The organism is Salinimicrobium terrae DSM 17865 (genome assembly GCF_000424665.1).
GTDB classification, from domain to species: Bacteria; Bacteroidota; Bacteroidia; order Flavobacteriales; family Flavobacteriaceae; genus Salinimicrobium; species Salinimicrobium terrae.
Genome location: NZ_AUKI01000001.1, coordinates 85,578 through 104,543, shown reverse-complemented (window position 1 = coordinate 104,543; position 18,966 = coordinate 85,578). Strand labels below are relative to the sequence as shown.

Genomic DNA, 18,966 nt, shown 5'->3' with positions numbered 1-18,966 from the left:
GGTAGAGTGGATGCAAAAAGAATTTCGTTATCTATATAAGCTCGGTATATAGGTCAGAAATATACAAGAAACGACAATAGAAGAGGAGTGGATGTGTGTGAAAAAAATTTTAAATTGTGTTAAAGGTTTATATAAAAAGTTCTCGTGTTGAGAACTTTTTATATATTTGTTGAAATTTCTAGAATCCAATGGCCCGTGTTGTTGCTAAAAAACATATAAAAGATTTTATAAAGAAACACTCCAATTATCGAGAAGGTCTTCAAGCTTGGTTATCTGTAGTTGAATCAAGTACATGGAAAAAGCCACAAGATATAGTAGAAACTTTCGGAGCTAAGGCAGTTGACTTTTTAGGTAAAAAAGACACCAAAAAAGCAACTCAATCATCGGAAAGAGTAGTCATTGATGTAAAAGGAAATCACATAAGAATTATAGCAAAATATCAATTTTTTGAGAACATGAAAATCTCAATACTTTATTTAAAATGGATTGGTACACATGCTGAATATGATAAACTAGTAAAGAATAAAAATCAATACGATATAAATTTATTTGATCAAAATAAGTCTTAAGATGAAACAAAAAATATTAAAATCTGAACAGGATTATCAAAATGCTATTTATCGGTTAGAAGAAATAGGTGATAATCCAAAATTTGTTGAAGACGAAGATCTTATTAATGAATTTGAGTTATTAGACAAACTTATTAATGATTATGAAAACAATAATTTTCATATTGAAAAAGGCAACCCCATTGAAATTATTAAATTAAAAATGAATTATATGGGCTTAAAACAAAAAGATTTGATTGGTGTAATTGGAAGTAAGGGAGTGGTTTCTGAAGTCATGAATAAAAAAAGAGGATTATCAAAATCAATGATAAGATGCCTATCAGATTTCTTAAATATTGATCAAGATATCTTGAATACTCCATATGAGATATTCAATAAAAAAAGAAATGTCTCAAAAAATACTTCTTCGTTTCCCTTTGCTTTTGATGAAGCTTTTTCCCAATATATTGCTTCATATTCCAACAGGGTTAGAAACAATGGCATGTTATTGAATGTCCAATTAAATTAAATTGAATATGAAAACAATAACATTTTATTCTTACAAAGGAGGAGTTGGGAGAACACTTGCTTTATCAAATATTGCCAAAAGGCTTTCTGAATTTGGAAAAAAGGTATGCTTATTAGATTTTGATTTGGAAGCACCTGGTCTCCAATATAAATTTAGAAAGAATTTAAAGAAATCAATTATTAATAATGGAATTGTTGATTATATTTATGAATTTTCTGAAAATAAAATTCGTCCTGAATCCTTATCTGAGTATGTGACTAAAGTCAGATTTCAGAATAAAAACTTGAAAGACATTAGCTTAATTGCGGCGGGTAATACTGAGTCTAAAGACTATTGGAGAAAACTTTCATCAATAAAATGGAATGAACTTTTTTATGAAGATAATAGTCAAGGGATTGCTCTGTTTATTGATTTAAAAGAAAGAATAAAAAAAGAACTCAAACCAGATTTTTTATTAATAGATTCTAGAACAGGGATAACTGATATTTCAGGTATAACAATGTCTGTTTTAGCTGATGAAATAGTTTTAATGGCTGCTAACAATAAAGAAAACATAGAAGGGACAAAACAAATAATAAACACCTTAACCATTCCAGAGAATACCTTTATTGAAGGTGTTCCAAAATTAAATGTGGTTCTATCAAGGATTCCTTACTCCTCAGAACCAAAACAGAAAATTAAAGTACAAAATGTAAAAAATAAAGCTTTTCGAGATATTAATCATTACTTAAAGCGGCACAAAAATAATAATTTTAAGTTAGAAAAAATATTCATCATTCATTCTGATCCAGATTTAGAACTTGAAGAAAAATTTAAAATTGGCTATGAACATGATAGACAAGATTTAGATAAAGATAAACCTCCAATTTCCATTGACTATTTAGAATTATTTCAAGAATTAACAAAAGATGTATTGTCTGATAAAGAAAGAGAAAGATTCAGCACTTTAAGAAGAGTAAAAGTATTAATTGAACAATCAAGGTCAGCAACAAATAATTCAATAAAAATCAAGCTTTTAAAAAGCGCTATAGAATTAAATCCAAAATCTAATCAAGCTTATCATGATTTAGCAGGAGTATTTTATGAAAATGGAAATTATGATGAATCATTAGATACAATACAAAAAGCTTTGGAAATTAATCCAAGTAATTTAGACTATTTGTACATAAAAGGGTTGGCTCTAAAAGAAATAGATGAAGAAAAAGCAAAATCTGTTTTTGTTGATATTTTAAAAAAAGATAAAAAACAATTAGGTTCATTAGTTCAAATGGGATTAATATATCATAAAAGAAATGAAATGACTAAAGCATTAGAATATGAGGAGAAGGTAATCAAATATCATCCTGATTATGATAATGGATATAACTCTATATCGGATACTTATAGAAAAAATGGAGAGTATGAAATTGCTCTTGACCTTATTTACAAAGCGCTTGAAATAAATCCACAAAATCCTTATGCCACAACAACTTTAGCTGAAATTCATGCACATTTGGGAAATAAAAGAGAATTTTATAAAAACTTGGAGTTAGCTTTTAATTTTGGAATGAATAATGAAGTCTTTCAGCATGTTATTGATGAGGAAGATATTTATATTCAGTTTTATGAAGATCCCAAATTTCTGAATATATTGGATAAATACAATATTAAGATTGAATTTCCTCAAGAGATATAAATGTTGAATTATGGTATTTAAAGAACTTATAAAATTTTAGATATAAAATCGGATGGTTGAAGGGACCATATTTTTAAAGTCCTAAGTTGTCTTACATTGAAATGAGATTTAAAAAACAATATATTTTTTGTGTGAACTATAATTTATATTATGTAAAATAGAAAATAAAGAAAACCTGGAATTATTTATGTAACCCCTTTTCTTATGCAGTCGAAGGAATCTCCCGGTTTTCTAAATTTAAATGTCAATTTGGTGAATAATGAATTTTTATTACAATTAATAAATTATTCCAATTCTTGTTTTTTAATCTTTCCTTCATAATTAATTTGATCCCTCTGTGAAGAATTTACCAATGTAGTTGTTTTACCATTCGGAAATACAATTACGCTAAAATCCAGATTTTCACTGTCATTGCTCCCTTCAAAGAAAATTCGGATCTGATTTTTTCGAGGCCTTTCTTCAATTCGAAGATCCTTTAAAGGTCCTTCATACTGTATGGCACCTTCATCAGAACCATAACCCCCTCCAAATTGCCTTTCTCCAAAAAATGGCAGATATACCTTCACACTATCTCCTTCAAATTTAATATGATTTGGATTTCCTAATAAATTTACTCTCCTGTATTTCATAGGATTAGCCCATTCATTTTCGATCTCAAATTCAAGATCCTGTACCTTTTCCAACATCTGGATATATTCAATGGAATTCGAACTATCTCTCTGGAAGCTACCACAGGAAGTCAATAATATTGCAAAAAACAGGAATGTTACAGGGATATGCTTCTTCATTTATACTTGAATTAATTCACCTTAAAATACAAAATTTTGAGGTTTTGATACTCAAACTTTTACATTAGTCTATTTTAAAGTTAAAGTAGTCTGAAAATAAAGGAAATTAATATTCCCTTGACAGGCTTTAAGAAATATAAATGGGACATTAGGTCTCAACAGGTCCTTAAGAGGACTAAATTTTTGCTGCTATGACAATTAAAAAAGTAACTGTTTTCGGAACGGGGAATTTTGGCTCCAGGTTAGCCTTTCATATTGCCTTTAATAAAATTGACGTTACAGTTTATGACATGGATTACGGCCTGTTGGAAGAAGCCCGAACACGATTTCGTCAACTTAGTGACTATTATCAGAACCACTACGACGCATCTAAAGAAGAAATTGAAGCTGCTCTGGCCAATATTGCCTATTCTAAGGATATTACAGAGGCGGCCGGGAATGCCCAATTGATTATTGAGGCTGTAGCTGAAGATATTAAAGCCAAAAAGTACTTCTATAGGGAACTTCAAAAATCTGCTCCTAAAAATGCTTTTTTAGTCACCACTTCAGAAGGTTTGGATTCTGAGATGCTTGCAAAGGCTTCAGGAAGATCAGATAAATTCCTTCCTCTTCATTTTACAGATGACTTCGGCGAAAATTATACATTAGAAGTAATTGACTTGCCCACCATCCGAAAAGATGTATTAGAATCTACAATAGATTTCTTTGGAAGCATAGGTATGGAAGTAACTATAAAACACCTGGAACGACAGAAATAATAAACCCGGACAATTCGTCCGGGTCCTCAGCTTCACAGCTGTTTCTATTTTATCTGTTTCCTTTCATTATCAGTAACCGTATTTTCTTTTACGGCGTTCACTTCTTTATTTTTAAGTTGTTCCTTAAATTCATTTATAATTCCACCTTTAAGGAGTACCTGAATCTGGCGGTCACTCATACTGTGTTTAGTATCAAACTCCACACGTTGCCCATTCTGTTTATCTACAACTACTTTAATATTATTCCGGTTTTTCACGTCCTCCCGTAGGTTAAGAAGATTAACGTGATCTCCCTGTTCTATTTTATCATAGTCAGAAATATCAATGAATTCCAAAGGCAGAATTCCGAAGTTGACCAAATTTTGCCAGGCGATGCGGGCATAGGAATTGGCTATAACTGCAATCTGTCCCAGATATTTTGGAGCCAGTGCAGCATGTTCTCTACTGGAACCCTGTGCGTAATTATCTTTGGCTACTACCACATGTCCTCCATGGGTTTCCTTAGCCTTTTGAGCTCTGTCATAGAAAGTGTCATCAATTACTGAATATGAGAATTTACTTATTTCGGGTAAATTACTTCTAAAAGGCAACACCTCTGCTCCCGCCCGTAGGATCTCATCTGTGGAAACATTATCACTCATTTTAAGTAAAACCGGCACGTCACAGGCTTCTCTAAGAGGTTCAATGTAAGGGAGCGACTTAATATTCGGTCCTTTCTTCAGCTCCACCTCAGTTGTATTTTCCGGTGGTTTTACAAGCATCATGGTATTGATCAATTCTTTTTCGGGATATTCATACTTAGGGTATTTCATACCATAAAGCTTCTCAAGATCACGGGGATCTGTGATCTTTCCCGTCAAAGCGGAGGCTGCTGCAGTTTCGGGGCTACACAAGTAGACCTGGTCATCTTCTGTTCCCGACCGACTTGGAAAATTCCGGGGCATTGTTCTTAAACTTATAGTATCTGATGCCGGTGCCTGTCCCATACCTATACATCCCATACAACCCGACTGGTGGAACCGGGCCCCTGCGGCGATAAGCTTCTCAAAGCCTTTATTGGCGATGAGATTCTGGATTACCTGCCTGGAGGTTGGATTTACATCAAAAGAAACTTCTTCTTTGGTTGCCTTACCGTCTACAATCGCTCCTGCTACCCAAAAATCCCTAACTCCGGGATTTGCAGATGATCCTATAACCACCTGTCCTATCTCCATTCCTTCGACTTCTCTTACAGTTACGACATTTCCGGGACTTGTGGGTTTAGCTATGAGCGGTACAAGATCATCCAGTACAATTTCATCTTCGAGATCGTAAGTACAACCTTCGTCGGCTAAAAGTTCTGTCCAATCCTCTTCCCTATCCTGACTTTTCAGGAATTTTCTTGTCATTTCATCACTTGGAAAAACCGTTGTTGTCGCACCAAGTTCAGCTCCCATATTTGCGATCACATGACGATCCATAGCACTTAATTCTGCCAGACCGGGACCATAATATTCTATCACCTTCCCTACTCCGCCCTTCACGTCGTAACGGCGCAGCATCTCCAGGATAAGATCCTTTGCACTCACCCAGTCGGGCATTTTCCCTGTAAGCTTCACTCCCATCACCTGCGGCATTTTCACGAAGTATGGTTGACCCGCAATGGCTGCGGCCACATCCAATCCTCCCGTACCAATTGCCAGCATTCCCAACGATCCTGCTGCAGGGGTGTGGGAATCTGATCCCACCATTGTTTTACCCGGTTTACCAAAGCGCTCCATGTGCACCGGGTGACTTACTCCATTCCCGGGTCTACTATACCAGATTCCAAACCGCTGAGATGCCGAAAGTAAAAATGCATGATCATCGGCATTTTTAAAATCTGTTTGCAACAGGTTATGATCTACATACTGTACGGCTACTTCAGTTTTTGCACGGTCAAGGCCCATAGCCTCAAGTTCCAGCTGTACAAGGGTTCCTGTGGCATCCTGTAGCAAAGCCTGGTCTATTTTTATACCAATCTCCTTGCCCGGGGTCATTTCCCCTTTTAAAAGGTGTTCTTTAATTAATTTTTGGGTGACGTTGAGTTGTGACATTTTTTGAAGATTTATTTCCTTTTAAATTATCAAAATTCAGCCGGAATGGTGGGTGGTTTAACAATATCTTATACTTAAACAGGAAGTTCGTAAAAGCACAAAAAAGAAAGAGGACTATCCGAAAAGCACCTTCCATATACGTTTGCCGGAACTCTTCAGCACTTCATATGAAGGTGAAAAATCGAGGCAAACGCGAAAGTACTGCAGGGTATAGTCCTGTTTCTCTTTTTCTTTTTCATAGTAAGCCGCCAGACTCAAATTAATTGAATCAAATTGACGGCCGTAAATTATTGGGTATTTACAACAGCTTAAAGATTCGGATTACTGCCGCCTTCTCCCGTACTACCTAATTTTACGATCAAATCCTTTTGCTGACCTTCAGAAAGATTAAATTTCGGCTTTCCCTTGTAAGGGAAGGAATACCTGAAATCTTTCATATAAGTTCTCCAGGTTTCACCCATTCCGCGGTTCTTGTTCTCACTGCCGGTGTCGGCTCTTTTAAATTCGTCACCATCCTGGTCATAAGAAGTCGCTTCAACAGTGTCTCCGGCGAAGATCATTCCTTCATTGATTTCAGTATAAACAACTGCTGTTTCCCCGCCCTTTGAAGGGAAATCTGTAAGTTCAATAGAAAAATGTTTGAAAATATCATTTTTAGCATTGATATCCCGAACGTTAAAATCTGTATTGGTGTTATTTACGGGGTGGCTAAAGATAGGCGCACCACCTGCATCTTCAGAAATTTCTTTTAATGGAGCATATGTTTTTTGCAAAGCATCTTTATGTGTCACCAGGATCCCTTTGATCTTATAGCCTTCTTCTACCAGGTGTTTTATTCCGTTTTTAGCTCCGGGAGCAGTGGTGTCTATAAGAAGAATATCCTGTCTGTTCAGATGTCTTATGGCATATCCCTGGGCACCATTTTCCATTTTAATAATAAAAGTATCGGGAATCATCTTGTGAAATTTTCCCGCTTCAGCTTGTTGAATAAATTCAGCCGACTGGCTGCTAATAACTTCTTTTTTATCGACAGATTTCATTTAATTTTTGTTTTTGGGTTCAATTAAAGATACAATCGCACCCAAAAGCGTCCAAAAGCCTTAAGACTGTTTAACTGCGGTTTCACAGTTAATTAACGACAGGCTGTAAGCATTAAACCTCCCATGTCCGCTAAAAGAAAAACTATCAAATATTTTTGAGTTGTTCCTGCTCAAAAAAGGCATTCCAAGTTCATCTTTTTTAAGCTGAAGCTCTATAAGATTCACTTCAAATTGTTTAGCTACTTTTGAGATTAGCTCATTTTTTACTTCGGAAGAAGAGGCATCAAAAATGCCACTTTTGACACCCGAATCAATAAATTTCTCTGCCGAAGTGTGGATATATTCTGAAGCTATTTCTGAAGAAGTGTAATAAATATTCCCTTTAATATCTACTGTACCTGAAGCAGTTTCTGAAGTCATGTTAGAAATTCGGCATTCCTGTGCTAACCAGTTAAGCCGTCGTGGTAGATCAAACATCCTTTGATGTGCTTTGTATGCCGCTTCTTTCATGCTCCATAAAAGCCATACCAACCGGTCTTGATCTGTAGATGTGGTAATATAAGCCTGTTCTGTCGGGGAAAACACTTTTTTTAAAAAACCTTTCCTGCGCCAGTTGCTCTCCCGTTCCGCCAGTTTCAGGTCTACCACATCATTCCCTATCACTGTTCCTGCTGTTTTGTTTTGATGATCTCTACTGCGTCTTTGACGGTGAGCATTTTGTCCATGGAATCGTTATCTATGGCTATATTAAATTCATCTTCCACGTCCAGCACAATATCCACAAGGTTGGCAGAATTTATCTCCAGATCTTTTATAAAATCTGTGTCCTTTCCAAAATCCTGAAACGCCAGATCATTCTGAACATAGGGTTTCACTATCTTTTTTAGGCAATAAATTATTTCTTTTGTTTCCATTTCCTCTGGTTCAGATTTTAAGGTTTAAAGTTCAAGGAATTCCATTGATTAATAACTAATCCCGGAATTTACTAAAAATCACCACGGCATTGACATCTCCAAAACCGAAACTTGCTTTAGCCACTATATTTACCTCCTTAAAAAGGGTTTTTTCCGGAACATTTTTGCGGGGCACAAGCTTTTCGATCTCAGGATGCAGATCTTCGGAATTTATATTTCCAAAGATGAAATCTTCGTCTATTTGCAATACACTTGCGACACTTTCTATGCTCCCTCCGGCGCTAAGACAATGACCTGTAAGGCTCTTAAGGCTGTTGATGTAAGGGAATTTAGTTCCTCTTAATTTAAGTGTTTCGCTCCAGTTGGCAACTTCTGTGGGATCCATGGCAGTAGCGGTTAGATGCCCATTGATGGTATCGAGTTCGTCTGGTCGTACTCCGGCGTCAAAAATGGCATTTCCGATACATTTTTTTACGCCTTCAGAATTCGGGGCCGTCAGGGAACCTTTATTTCTTTGTCCGCCACTGTTGATGTGTCCACCCAGGATTTCGGCATAGATTTTTGCTCCTCTTTCCAATGCCGACTCCAGGTCTTCAATCACCAGTGCTCCTGCCCCACTCCCCGGAACAAAACCCGCTGCTGATTCACTCATAGGTCTTGATCCCGCTTGGGGATTATCATTATACTTATGTGGAAGAATTCGCATGGCATCAAAGCCACCCCAAACGTAAGGACCACTATCACCACAACTGCCCGCTAAAATTCTTTTGGCTTTACCCGCACGAATTCTATCGGCTGCCATTAAAATGGCTTCTGTTCCTGTGGTACAGGCCGAAGAATTGGTAGTAACCTGGTTGCCACAGGCCAATTTGCTGTTAAGGTAAGCACTAATCCCACTAGCCATGGTTTGAACAACACTTGTACTGCCAAGCCTGCGGGTATTCTTGTCATCAATTAAATGAATTGCTTCCCTGAATTTATCGACTCCTAAAATCCCGGTCCCAAAGATGATTCCATTATCCCAGTCGGTTTCCGCTTCGGGACCAAAGGGCAAACCAGCGTCTTTCCAGGCATCCACCCCAGAAATTACACCATATACGATTCCGCTGCTGTTCAACCCTCTGAGTTCGAGATCTGTAAAATATTCCTTTAGCATTTCTTCGGAAATTTCAGGCTTGCCTGCAATCTGGCACCTGAATTTCAGCCGTTCCAACTCGGGTTGAAATTTTATTCCGCTTTTGCCCTTTTTTAGAGCTTCAGAAAAAGCTTTTAATCCAACGCCATTGGGAGCGGCCACACCCATTCCTGTTATTACTACTCTTCTATTCATTCAGCTTTTATCATTCCTGAAATTTCCCCCCGGCACACGAGCTTTTCTTCAGCATTAAACATTCTTACTTTGCATTTCAATTTGCCAAACCTGAAATATAGTTTTTCTGAAACTACTTTCACTTTTTCCCCCGGCAATACCGGCAAATAATAATCTATTGATGCGTTTGACAAGGCAACACCGAAACTTTGCAGCTCTTCATCCTTCAGAAGAAAGATTCCCAGGCAAACTACTCCTATTTGCGCCATACATTCGGTGAGGATCACTCCCGGAGTCACGGGATTATCTTTAAAATGCCCCTTATAGAAATAGGCATCCATCGGAAAAGTATGAGTGCCTAAAATGCCATTTTCAGTTACTTTTTCCAGCTCATCCACAAAAAGGAAAGGGTGTGAATAAGGAAGAAGGTCAATAATTTTTTGATGTTCACTCAAGGTTTCTGGTCCCACAGTTAATTCTCCTAAAATCGGAAATTGGTGCTTAAATTTATTTTTTGTTCTTCTTAACCCGTATTTTTAACTGCAATTACTGCCTACTGAGTACTCCACACTGCACACATTACTTTAGGTGTTCTCCTCCATTTACAGGAATCACTGTTCCTGTAATCCAGCTTGCTTCGTCTTTGCTCAATAAGTAAACGGCATTGGCAACATCTGTGGGGGTGGTAAGACGTTTGAAGGGATTCCGCTTCAGGGCATGCTGCCGCAAAGTTTCATAGCTTGGGATCAACTCCAGAGAACGGGTAACAGTTACTCCCGCCTGAATGCAATTTGCCCGAATGCCTTTTGGGGCAAATTCAAGGGCAATACTGCGAGTGATCGCCTCCAGGGCAACCTTGGCCGCCGAAACTGCTGCATAATCTTTCCAGGCCTTAGTGTTGCCCTCGCTGGTAAAGGACAAAATTCGTGCATCTTTGGCAAAGAGACCGGCATCATAGATCAATCGTGTCCAATCATAAAGGCTTATCGCCATCGCATCTATGGTTTGTTGAAAATCATTATTTCCAAGGGTTGGCTCCTCTCCCAGCATTGACTTCAGATTGCCTTTAGAGATGCTGTGAATCATGGTTCTAATTTTTCCGGTTTCTCCCATGATCTCCTTCATTTCCTGTCTCATTTCTTCCCGGCGATCTTTTCGGGTCGCATCCCGGTTAAAGGAATGCAGTTTTACACCCAGCTCCCGTATCTCATCAAAAGCTGCCTTAATTTCGGGAAGATCGTCCTTCCTGTCACGATGGACCACAAGGACATTCATTCCATGCCTTGCCAGCTTCTTAGCCGAAGCAAAGCCAAGGCCGCTACTCCCGCCCAGAACCAGGGCCCAGTAATTTTTTTCTTCAAAATCCTTTACCATTCCAACAATATTTTTTGAGCCGAAAATCCGGGTCCAAAACTCAGCATGAGTCCCTGCTCCCCTGTTTCTATCGGCCGGTTTAAAAATCTTTCAAGAACATAAAGCACTGTTGCGCTGCTCATATTTCCGTAAAGCCTGAGCACTTCCTTAGTATCATCTATGTTCTTACCTAATTTACCAAAAAGATCCTCAACTGTTTGCACAATTTTTTTTCCTCCGGGATGGAAAATAAGGTGGTCCACATTCTCAATGGATGTATTATTTTTCTTCAGGAAGGGATGAATTATGTTTGGGAAATGATCGGCAATAGTTTGTGGTACAGCGGGATCCAGCACCATTTTCAGTCCGAGATCTGTGAGGTCAAAACCCATAAGATTTGTGGCATCAAAAAAATGGTACATATCATCTCCCACGATTTTTGGTCCCCTGGCATCTTCTTCCGAAGACATGAGGACACAGGCAGCACCGTCCCCAAAAATTGCCGCGCTAACCATATTTGCCATTGAAAAATCCTCCAGCTGAAAAGTAGCTGTGGGACTCTCAACCGCAATAACTGCAGCTCTTTTTCCGGGATTGGCTTTTAAAAAATTGTTGGCGTAGATCATTCCTGAAATTCCGGCGGCACATCCCATTTCTGTGACAGGAAGACGAACAACGTCCTGTCGCATTTGCAATTCATTTATAAGGTAAGCATCCAACGACGGGATCATAATTCCGGTGCAGCTAACGGTAATGATGTAATCAATAGATTCAGCCTCCCAATTTGATTGCTCCAGGGCCTTTTTCAGCACTTTTGAACCTAATTTTTTTACTTCCCGGGAATAGATCCTGTTCTTATCTTCAAATGAAGTCGCTGTAAAGACTTCCGAAGGTTCCATAATAGAATATCGCTTATCGACCGCAGCTCCCTCAAAGATCTTGATCACTTTTCTTTTATACCTCTCCTCCTGTCCGTCAAGCCAGGTCTCTACAAATGGAATGACCTCTGCCGTTTCACGGGAATACTCCGGAAGTTGTTTTGCTACTGTCGTTATTTTTACACTCATTCTTTTTTTCTAATTATACAGTATCCATTGATACCTGAAAGCCCACTTTAAATTAATCTCCTGCCGACTTACATTTAATTCTTTTCCAAACTCCTCAAGTTCCTCTTTTTTAAAACTTCTAAGGATAGATGTTAGACCATCTTTGCGATTGACCTCCCTTATTCCAAAAGCCGCACAAAATGCCTGAAAGAGGTAGTAAGCAGACCGGCTTCTTTTTAAATCATTAATGACTATTCCAAGTTCAGCCTTTTGAGTAAAGATCTTCATTAGCTCCCTTATTTGCCCATTTGTAAAATGATGCAGGGTCAAGGTACACAAAATTATATCTGCTTCCAGGGCTTTAAATTCTTCTGAAAACACATCCATACCACGGAAAGAAACTTCAGGATAAGCCGAAAGATTTTTCTCTGCAATCGACATTGCATTCGTATTGGCGTCAACTCCAAGAAGCTCAAACTTCTCCCCCGTTTTTCGACCAAAATCTGCTACCTCTTTAAGAATACTGCCATTGCCACAGCCTACATCAATGATCCTGATGGGCCGCTTATAACAGCAGCTTTTTAGAAGTTTCTTCACTCCTTCCAACGTGATTTCATTACCACCCAACCATCGGTTTACTTTGTCGAGATCCTGCAGCGTTTTCTCGAGCTCTTCCCCCTGCATATCGAGATCGTCCATGATCTCCTTTTGGTTTGATCTATTTCGTGTATTTACCATTAAACGATTGGTTCTCCATGTGTTTTTTTAATGATCTTTGGAAGCAGAAATGGCATAGTCGAAATAAGTGTCTGTGAAATTTCTGCCAGATTTTCGCTGAGCAGGATCTTTTGTAGCCAGAAAGCTGTTCTAAATCTTTGGCTAAAAATTTTATCCCAACGTTCCTTATATGCATTTTCCATTTCTTCCCGGCTGTTCCCTGTTTTAAAATGCTTTAAAATCTCTTCAGAAGCTATTTTAGCACTGTGAATTGCTATAGCCATTCCATTCCCGCACAAGGGGTGAATGAGTCCGGCTGTATCTCCCATCATAAGAACATGATCCTTAACCGCCTCTTTTTTACTGAAGGAAATTTGTGCAATAGTTAAGGGTTGTTCAAAGACCGGCGAAGCTTCAGCTAAGAAATTATTCAAAAATGGGTTTTTCCGAAGTACTTTTTCATTGAATATCTCAGGATCTTTATGAGCTTTAAAACTTTCATAAGTGGCCAGGTAACACATGTTAATATTACCTGATTCTGTGCGGGAGAGTCCGCAGTAGCCGCCTTTGAAGTTGTGCAATGCTACAAGATCATCGGGAAAATCCTTCAGTTGATAATGGCTTTTTACTGCCACCCATGGTGCCGCCTCTTTAAAAAATTCTCTGTTGAGATTTTTGTCCAGGAGCGATCTTTTTCCGAAGCCACCCAAAACATAACCGGCTGAATATTCTCCTTCGGAAGAAGTAACTTTAAACCGGTCTTTTAAAAATGTGATTTCCGTGACCTTTTCCTGCAACACTTCTACCCCGTTAGCTTTGGCTGTTTCATAAAGCAATTCATCCAGAGCATAACGACTGACTCCTAAGGCACCTAAAGGTAGGTCAACTTCAATAGACCGTCCTGAAGGCGTACTATATAAAAGCCGATCGAGATTTTTAGGTTTCAATTTCTCCAGGTTGATTTCCAGATCATCCAGGTAAGGTTTTACTTCCCGGGAAAGATATTCACCACATACCTTGTGATGCGGAAAACTGTCTTTCTCAAAAAGAGTGATTTTTTGTCCTTTTTGAGCCAGGTGTATTGCAGCAGTCAAACCTGCAAGGCCACCGCCCACAATGATGATATTGCTGTTAATCATTTCGGTTTTATAAGGAATAAAAAAACCCGGCAAAACCGGGTTTTTTACTTTAATCCGGAATATTAATTGCCGGCCTTTTGTTTTGCCTCTTCTACAAGCTCCTCGCTAGCTACGATCGCAAGTTCCACTCTACGGTTCTTAGAACGACCTTCTACGGTAGAGTTATCATATTTTGGCTGAGTCTCACCATACCATTTTGTATCAATTCTTCCTGAAGAGATTCCATGACTGGTAAGAAAATCGGTTACAGCCTGTGCTCTGTTCTTAGAAAGAGTATAATTATACGCATCACTTCCAGAGCTGTCTGTATGCCCTTCAACCAAAATATTAGTATCTGGGTATTCTTCAAAAATATTAGCAAGCTTTAATAATGCTTCTCTAGACTCTCCTTCAATGGCATATTCCTCTGAAGCGAAATATACTCCGCTGGTTTCATCAAATGTTACGTTAATACCTTCACCAACTCTTTCAACTTCTGCTCCCGGGATCTCCTGTTCGATCTCCTGAGCCTGTTCGTCCATTCGGTTACCAATGTATGCACCGGCAGCACCACCTACAACACCACCAATAATGGCACCAAGTGCGGTATTCCCTTCTCCTACATTGTTACCTACAACCCCTCCAATAACTGCACCACCTGATGCACCTATGACGGTTCCTTTTTGTTTATTATTCGCATTTCTTGTGGCATCACATCCCGCTAACGTGATAAGTGCTGCAAATAAAAAGGCAAATAATCTATTCTGTTTCATTTTCATAGTAGTTTCTTTTATTTATTAAAGTTCATTCTAATGGTAAAAGGTTTTCCTTCAAAACTTACTGTTTGTTCCCAGGTCATTTGGTCACCGGAAAGTTGAGTAAGATTTATCCTGTAACCTTGATTACCGGTTTCAGATTTATGGTCGGCATTGGTAGGTTTGAACATAAGATCATAGTTACCCATAGCAGCATTAGAGCCATCTATAGACCAAATAAAGAATTCGGTTTCGGAATCACAATTGATCCCTGAATTAACAAAAGATCCTGTGTTATTGTTCGAAATAAAATTCCAGGTACTGCCTTCAAGACATCTCGCAGGAACATCATTGAGGAGCGATACCTGTACATTTTGGTCATTACCAGGGTAGGTAATATCAGTCAATTGCCAATCTCCATTTATGGTAGCCCTTGCATCATTTTCAACACGACTTGAGCCGCAGGAAACTAGGAAAAACACACTTAAAATTAAAAAACCAACTTTTTTCATTCTTCTATTTTTGATTAATAAAAAAATCCAATGTCAGGACTATTCAAAGTTTCAACTGACACCGGATTTGTTCTCTCTACAATTATCTTCTGAAAAGTCTACTTATTAGTGCTATAACCAATAATACAAGGAAGATGTAAAAGATGATTTGCGCGATATCGGCAGCACCTTCTGCAATTCCACCAAATCCAAAAATGGCAGCAATAATTGCAATGATTAAAAAGATAACGATTAATCGTATCATAATTTAAGGTTTTAGTGATTAGTTACTCTAAATTACGTTTCGACCACCCGTCACACAAAAGATTATTACTTATTTAACAACTTTTTTGTAAAGATATCCTAACAATTTAAAAACGAAGCCAATTCTTTCTTAATACTTCAATAATTCGAAAAGTTTCTCCTCAAACCGCTTTTTTGGAAGATATCCTTCTTCCAGAGCTTTTGAGAATGGAATAGGAGTTTCGAGACCTCCTACGCGCATTACCGGAGCATCTAAAAATTCAAAACAATCCTCCCCAATTATAGCAGCAATATCTGCTCCTATCCCTCCAAATAAACTATCCTCCTGTAGAATGATGACTTTTCCCGTCTTTTTAACTGAAGAAAATATAGCTTCGCTGTCGAGTGGCTGCAAAGTACGCAGGTCAAGTAGATCGGCTTTTATGTCGGGGTTTGCCTCGAGGATCTCCAGGGCCCAGTGAACTGCTGCCCCAAAACTAATCACCGTCACATCTTCCCCTTCTCTCAGTAGGGCAGCTTTTCCAAATGGTAGGGTGTAGTAGTTTTTTGGCACCTGTTGTCTTATGCTGCGGTAAAGGGCTTTATGCTCAAAGAAGAGCACAGGATTTGGATCATTAAATGCAGTGTTCAATAAGCCTTTAGCATCATAGGGAAATGCAGGATAAACCACTTTCAAACCCGGAGTTTTAGTAAACCAGGCTTCGTTAGTCTGACTATGGAACGGTCCTGCTCCCACTCCCGCCCCGCAGGGCATTCTTATAACAACATCGGCATTTTGGCCCCATCGGTAATGGACCTTGGCCAGATAATTTACAATCGGATTAAAACCCGAACTCACAAAATCAGAAAATTGCATCTCTACCATGGCTTTCATACCTGCGATAGAAAGTCCCATGGCGGTTTCCACTATACCAGATTCACAAATTGGAGTATTTCGTACTCTTTCTTTCCCAAATTCCTCAAGAAAATTCTCTGTGATCTTAAATACTCCGCCGTAATCTGCAATATCCTGACCCATGAGAACCAGGTTTTCATGTCGCACCATGGATTGTTTTAATCCCTGTGAAACTGCATCTATGAACCTAAGTTCTTCAGTTTCTTCTGAAGGTTTAATATCCTCATAAACAAACTCTTTGTAAACATCATTTAACTCTTTACTTTTATTAAATTCAATAGCAGCTTCAGAGTTTGCGCTTTTGAGATCTTCATCTACTTCCTTCTTGATCTCCATTTTAAGTTTGGAATCAAGATCTTCAGAAAGAATATTTTCGGCCAACAGAAATTGTCTGAAGTTGTCCACAGGATCTTTTTTAGCCCACTCCTCCATCAATTGATCGGGAACATATTTTGTTCCGCTGGCTTCTTCATGTCCCCTCATCCTGAAAGTCTTAAATTCAACCAGAACCGGACGAGGATTATTCCGCATGCTTTCGGCCAGCTGAGAAACTTTCTCGTGCACCTCAAGAATATTATTCCCGTCAATTATATGGGATTCCATACCGTAACCAACGGCACGATCTGCAATATGTTCACAGTTAAATTGCTCGGAAGTTGGAGTGGAAAGTCCGTAGCCATTATTCTCAATGCAGAACAGCACCGGGAGCTTCCAAACCGATGCTATATTAAGAGCTTCATGAAAATCTCCTTCACTGGTCCCTCCTTCACCCGTAAAAACTGCGGTTACTTTTTGCTCTTTTTGAAGTTTGTGTGCCAGGGCAATTCCATCGGCAACTCCAAGCTGAGGGCCTAAATGGGAGATCATCCCAATAATCTTATATTCCTGGGTTCCAAAATGAAAACTGCGATCTCTCCCTTTCGTAAACCCCGGGGCTTTTCCTTGCCATTGGGCAAAAAGCCTGTGAAGAGGAATCTCCCTGGTTGTAAAAACTCCCAGGTTGCGATGCATTGGGAGAATATATTCATCATTGTGAAGAGAAAGTGTTACTCCAATAGAAATCGCTTCCTGACCTATGCCGCTAAACCATTTGGATATTTTCCCCTGTCGAAGAAGAACCAACATCTTCTCCTCAATGAGTCGTGGCTTTAAAAGAGCTTTATAAATTTTAAGTAGTTGTTCATCCTCAAAATTGGTCCTGTTGAATTTTATGTTGGATTGGAATGGAGTTTGACTGATTTCCATATTTAATAATTGGTTTATCAAATGTACTTAAAATAGAACTCCTTGTTATTAAGAAAAATTTAAAGCCAAGTCCACTCTAAGTATTTTATTTAACTTTGTGAGGTATATAAAACAATATCTTATGGAAATGAACAACATTCCAAGTGTTGACCTCGCAGACTTCTTGTCTGATGACCCGCAGAGAAAACAGAAATTTGTAAATGAGATAGGTAAAGCCTACGAAGAAATTGGTTTTGTTGTCTTAAAAAATCATTTCTTAAGTGACAACCTCGTGGACGAGCTATATAAAGAAGTGAAAAATTTCTTTGCTCTTCCGCTCGAAACCAAACGAAAATATGAAATTGAGGGTCTGGCAGGTCAACGGGGATATATTTCCTTCGGAAAGGAACATGCTAAAGGAAAAAAAGAGGGAGATCTTAAAGAATTCTGGCATTTTGGTCAGGAACCTTCTAAAGATGCAAATCTTACTGAAGAATATCCGGACAATGTGCAGGTAGAAGAGCTACCGGATTTTAACCATACCGGGATGGAAGCGTACCGGATGCTGGAGAAGACCGGAATCTATGTTTTAAGAGCACTTGCTCTTTATATTGGTTTAGATGAATTTTATTTTGACCATTGGGCAAGTAATGGGAACAGTATTCTTCGGCCCATTCACTACCCTCCTATTACAGAAGAGCCTAAAGGTGCAGTACGGGCAGGAGCTCATGGTGACATCAACCTTATTACGCTATTAATGGGTGCATCTACAGGAGGTTTACAGGTGCTTAGAAAAGACGGGGAATGGATAGATGCCGTTCCAAACGAGGATGAATTAGTGATAAATGTAGGGGATATGCTGGAAAGGCATACAAACAACAAACTTCGAAGCACAATTCACAGGGTCGTCAATCCCCCCAAAGAAGAGTGGAATAAACCGAGATATTCAATTCCTTTTTTTATGCATCCGCGCAGTGAGATGCCGCTTAATTGTTTAGAAGAATGTATTGATGACGAGCATCCAAAAACTTATCCTGATATTACTGCCGGAGAATTTCTTCACCAGCGGTTGGTTGAGATAGGACTCAAAAAATAATTCCATGGCTAAAAAAAAGATGGGGCTGGAGGATCTTGGAGGTTTTGTCTTCTCTACGGACAAAGATTTTGAACCCGATGTTCACGGTAATGAAGAAAATGAAAAAACTTTAAAACCCGGGGATCAACTTCTTGAAGCACACTACAGTTCAAAAGGTCGTGCAGGTAAAAAAGTCACTATTGTTACTAATTTTGTTGGTAGCGCGGAAGACCTTAATACCCTTGGTAAAGATCTGAAAAAGAAATGTGGCGTAGGAGGTTCTGTAAAAGATGGAGAAATAATTATACAGGGAGATGTGAGGGATAAGGTAATGTCTTATCTTAGAGAACTTGGTTACAAAGTAAAGCGCGTAGGAGGATAAACTGGCTTTG

At 38.6% G+C, this 18,966-nt stretch carries 21 protein-coding genes; 6 read left to right on the top strand and 15 right to left on the bottom strand.

What is annotated here, in order from left to right; translation table 11 throughout:
• Positions 1–188: 188 nt before the first annotated feature.
• From H148_RS0100505 to H148_RS18225, 3 genes are read left to right on the top strand one after another with little or no spacing between them, the layout of a single operon-like run.
• Positions 189–569, top strand: coding sequence for a type II toxin-antitoxin system HigB family toxin (locus tag H148_RS0100505; protein ID WP_029033040.1), 381 nt, complete (start codon positions 189–191; stop codon positions 567–569).
• A 1-nt stretch (position 570) separates the two neighbouring features.
• Complete coding sequence (locus tag H148_RS16970) at positions 571–1,077, top strand: helix-turn-helix domain-containing protein (RefSeq protein WP_211222964.1); 507 nt, start codon at positions 571–573, stop codon at positions 1,075–1,077.
• A 7-nt stretch (positions 1,078–1,084) separates the two neighbouring features.
• Positions 1,085–2,752, top strand: a complete 1,668-nt coding sequence (locus H148_RS18225) for a KGGVGR-motif variant AAA ATPase (protein ID WP_051286104.1) — start codon at positions 1,085–1,087, stop codon at positions 2,750–2,752.
• A gap of 284 nt (positions 2,753–3,036) precedes the next feature.
• Here H148_RS18225 and H148_RS16960 read toward each other — a convergent pair whose 3' ends face one another.
• Positions 3,037–3,540 carry a DUF4251 domain-containing protein gene (locus H148_RS16960; RefSeq protein WP_051286103.1) on the bottom strand — a complete coding sequence of 168 codons (504 nt, stop codon included), beginning with the start codon at positions 3,538–3,540 and terminating at the stop codon, positions 3,037–3,039.
• Between the two features lie 191 nt (positions 3,541–3,731).
• On the opposite strand from H148_RS16960, the gene H148_RS0100485 reads away from it, so the two are divergent.
• Complete coding sequence (locus tag H148_RS0100485) at positions 3,732–4,298, top strand: 3-hydroxyacyl-CoA dehydrogenase NAD-binding domain-containing protein (protein WP_029033039.1); 567 nt, start codon at positions 3,732–3,734, stop codon at positions 4,296–4,298.
• 44 nt (positions 4,299–4,342) lie between these two features.
• On the opposite strand, the gene H148_RS16955 is transcribed toward H148_RS0100485, so the two are convergent.
• The 14 genes from H148_RS16955 to H148_RS0100410 all read right to left on the bottom strand — a co-directional run bounded on the left by H148_RS16955 (position 4,343) and on the right by H148_RS0100410 (position 17,520).
• On the bottom strand, positions 4,343–6,373 hold the full coding sequence (locus H148_RS16955; protein ID WP_051286102.1) for an aconitate hydratase: 2,031 nt from the start codon (positions 6,371–6,373) through the stop codon (positions 4,343–4,345).
• 308 nt (positions 6,374–6,681) lie between these two features.
• Positions 6,682–7,413 carry an MBL fold metallo-hydrolase gene (locus H148_RS0100470; protein WP_029033038.1) on the bottom strand — a complete coding sequence of 244 codons (732 nt, stop codon included), beginning with the start codon at positions 7,411–7,413 and terminating at the stop codon, positions 6,682–6,684.
• Between the two features lie 60 nt (positions 7,414–7,473).
• Complete coding sequence (locus tag H148_RS18220; RefSeq protein WP_051286101.1) at positions 7,474–8,076, bottom strand: 4'-phosphopantetheinyl transferase family protein; 603 nt, start codon at positions 8,074–8,076, stop codon at positions 7,474–7,476.
• Positions 8,073–8,327: an acyl carrier protein gene (locus H148_RS0100460; RefSeq protein ID WP_029033037.1), complete on the bottom strand. Its 255-nt coding sequence runs from the start codon at positions 8,325–8,327 to the stop codon at positions 8,073–8,075. Before H148_RS0100460 ends, H148_RS18220 begins: the two co-directional genes overlap by 4 nt.
• A 55-nt stretch (positions 8,328–8,382) precedes the next feature.
• Positions 8,383–9,657 carry a beta-ketoacyl-[acyl-carrier-protein] synthase family protein gene (locus H148_RS0100455; protein WP_029033036.1) on the bottom strand — a complete coding sequence of 425 codons (1,275 nt, stop codon included), beginning with the start codon at positions 9,655–9,657 and terminating at the stop codon, positions 8,383–8,385.
• Positions 9,654–10,106 carry a 3-hydroxyacyl-ACP dehydratase FabZ family protein gene (locus H148_RS0100450; protein WP_029033035.1) on the bottom strand — a complete coding sequence of 151 codons (453 nt, stop codon included), beginning with the start codon at positions 10,104–10,106 and terminating at the stop codon, positions 9,654–9,656. Before H148_RS0100450 ends, H148_RS0100455 begins: the two co-directional genes overlap by 4 nt.
• A 109-nt stretch (positions 10,107–10,215) precedes the next feature.
• Positions 10,216–11,010 carry an enoyl-ACP reductase FabI gene (locus H148_RS0100445; protein WP_029033034.1) on the bottom strand — a complete coding sequence of 265 codons (795 nt, stop codon included), beginning with the start codon at positions 11,008–11,010 and terminating at the stop codon, positions 10,216–10,218.
• On the bottom strand, positions 11,004–12,056 hold the full coding sequence (locus H148_RS0100440; RefSeq protein ID WP_029033033.1) for a type III polyketide synthase: 1,053 nt from the start codon (positions 12,054–12,056) through the stop codon (positions 11,004–11,006). The genes H148_RS0100445 and H148_RS0100440 overlap by 7 nt, the downstream gene beginning before the upstream one ends.
• Positions 12,057–12,065: 9 nt before the next feature.
• The gene (locus tag H148_RS0100435; protein WP_029033032.1) at positions 12,066–12,773 is read right to left on the bottom strand and encodes a methyltransferase domain-containing protein; all 708 of its coding nucleotides are present in this window, start codon (positions 12,771–12,773) and stop codon (positions 12,066–12,068) included.
• Entirely contained in the window at positions 12,773–13,924 is a 1,152-nt protein-coding gene (locus H148_RS0100430; protein ID WP_342663229.1) for an NAD(P)/FAD-dependent oxidoreductase, read from the bottom strand. Before H148_RS0100430 ends, H148_RS0100435 begins: the two co-directional genes overlap by 1 nt.
• A gap of 29 nt (positions 13,925–13,953) precedes the next feature.
• A complete protein-coding gene (locus H148_RS0100425) occupies positions 13,954–14,649 on the bottom strand; it encodes a YiaD family glycine zipper/OmpA-like lipoprotein (protein WP_029033030.1) in 696 nt (231 codons plus the stop codon).
• An 11-nt stretch (positions 14,650–14,660) separates the two neighbouring features.
• Positions 14,661–15,137 carry a lipocalin family protein gene (locus H148_RS0100420; protein WP_029033029.1) on the bottom strand — a complete coding sequence of 159 codons (477 nt, stop codon included), beginning with the start codon at positions 15,135–15,137 and terminating at the stop codon, positions 14,661–14,663.
• Positions 15,138–15,219: 82 nt separating this feature from the next.
• A complete protein-coding gene (locus H148_RS18435; protein ID WP_029033028.1) occupies positions 15,220–15,381 on the bottom strand; it encodes a DUF1328 family protein in 162 nt (53 codons plus the stop codon).
• A gap of 129 nt (positions 15,382–15,510) precedes the next feature.
• On the bottom strand, positions 15,511–17,520 hold the full coding sequence (locus H148_RS0100410) for an alpha-ketoacid dehydrogenase subunit alpha/beta (RefSeq protein WP_051286100.1): 2,010 nt from the start codon (positions 17,518–17,520) through the stop codon (positions 15,511–15,513).
• Positions 17,521–17,647: 127 nt separating this feature from the next.
• Here H148_RS0100410 and H148_RS0100405 point away from each other — a divergent pair, with 127 nt between their 5' ends.
• Both H148_RS0100405 and H148_RS0100400 read left to right on the top strand, forming a co-directional pair.
• Positions 17,648–18,595 carry an isopenicillin N synthase family dioxygenase gene (locus H148_RS0100405; RefSeq protein WP_029033026.1) on the top strand — a complete coding sequence of 316 codons (948 nt, stop codon included), beginning with the start codon at positions 17,648–17,650 and terminating at the stop codon, positions 18,593–18,595.
• 4 nt (positions 18,596–18,599) lie between these two features.
• Positions 18,600–18,956: a translation initiation factor gene (locus tag H148_RS0100400; RefSeq protein ID WP_029033025.1), complete on the top strand. Its 357-nt coding sequence runs from the start codon at positions 18,600–18,602 to the stop codon at positions 18,954–18,956.
• Positions 18,957–18,966: the final 10 nt, after the last annotated feature.

What these genes read in the sequence shown, in the direction of transcription:
- H148_RS0100505 (WP_029033040.1), top strand. Translation starts at nt 189, where the DNA reads ATGGCCCGTGTTGTTGCTAAAAAACATATAAAAGATTTTATAAAGAAA.
- H148_RS16970 (WP_211222964.1), top strand. Translation starts at nt 571, where the DNA reads ATGAAACAAAAAATATTAAAATCTGAACAGGATTATCAAAATGCTATT.
- H148_RS18225 (WP_051286104.1), top strand. Translation starts at nt 1,085, where the DNA reads ATGAAAACAATAACATTTTATTCTTACAAAGGAGGAGTTGGGAGAACA.
- H148_RS16960 (WP_051286103.1), bottom strand. Translation starts at nt 3,540, where the DNA reads ATGAAGAAGCATATCCCTGTAACATTCCTGTTTTTTGCAATATTATTG.
- H148_RS0100485 (WP_029033039.1), top strand. Translation starts at nt 3,732, where the DNA reads ATGACAATTAAAAAAGTAACTGTTTTCGGAACGGGGAATTTTGGCTCC.
- H148_RS16955 (WP_051286102.1), bottom strand. Translation starts at nt 6,373, where the DNA reads ATGTCACAACTCAACGTCACCCAAAAATTAATTAAAGAACACCTTTTA.
- H148_RS0100470 (WP_029033038.1), bottom strand. Translation starts at nt 7,413, where the DNA reads ATGAAATCTGTCGATAAAAAAGAAGTTATTAGCAGCCAGTCGGCTGAA.
- H148_RS0100460 (WP_029033037.1), bottom strand. Translation starts at nt 8,327, where the DNA reads ATGGAAACAAAAGAAATAATTTATTGCCTAAAAAAGATAGTGAAACCC.
- H148_RS0100455 (WP_029033036.1), bottom strand. Translation starts at nt 9,657, where the DNA reads ATGAATAGAAGAGTAGTAATAACAGGAATGGGTGTGGCCGCTCCCAAT.
- H148_RS0100445 (WP_029033034.1), bottom strand. Translation starts at nt 11,010, where the DNA reads ATGGTAAAGGATTTTGAAGAAAAAAATTACTGGGCCCTGGTTCTGGGC.
- H148_RS0100440 (WP_029033033.1), bottom strand. Translation starts at nt 12,056, where the DNA reads ATGAGTGTAAAAATAACGACAGTAGCAAAACAACTTCCGGAGTATTCC.
- H148_RS0100435 (WP_029033032.1), bottom strand. Translation starts at nt 12,773, where the DNA reads ATGGTAAATACACGAAATAGATCAAACCAAAAGGAGATCATGGACGAT.
- H148_RS0100425 (WP_029033030.1), bottom strand. Translation starts at nt 14,649, where the DNA reads ATGAAAATGAAACAGAATAGATTATTTGCCTTTTTATTTGCAGCACTT.
- H148_RS0100420 (WP_029033029.1), bottom strand. Translation starts at nt 15,137, where the DNA reads ATGAAAAAAGTTGGTTTTTTAATTTTAAGTGTGTTTTTCCTAGTTTCC.
- H148_RS18435 (WP_029033028.1), bottom strand. Translation starts at nt 15,381, where the DNA reads ATGATACGATTAATCGTTATCTTTTTAATCATTGCAATTATTGCTGCC.
- H148_RS0100410 (WP_051286100.1), bottom strand. Translation starts at nt 17,520, where the DNA reads ATGGAAATCAGTCAAACTCCATTCCAATCCAACATAAAATTCAACAGG.
- H148_RS0100405 (WP_029033026.1), top strand. Translation starts at nt 17,648, where the DNA reads ATGAACAACATTCCAAGTGTTGACCTCGCAGACTTCTTGTCTGATGAC.
- H148_RS0100400 (WP_029033025.1), top strand. Translation starts at nt 18,600, where the DNA reads ATGGCTAAAAAAAAGATGGGGCTGGAGGATCTTGGAGGTTTTGTCTTC.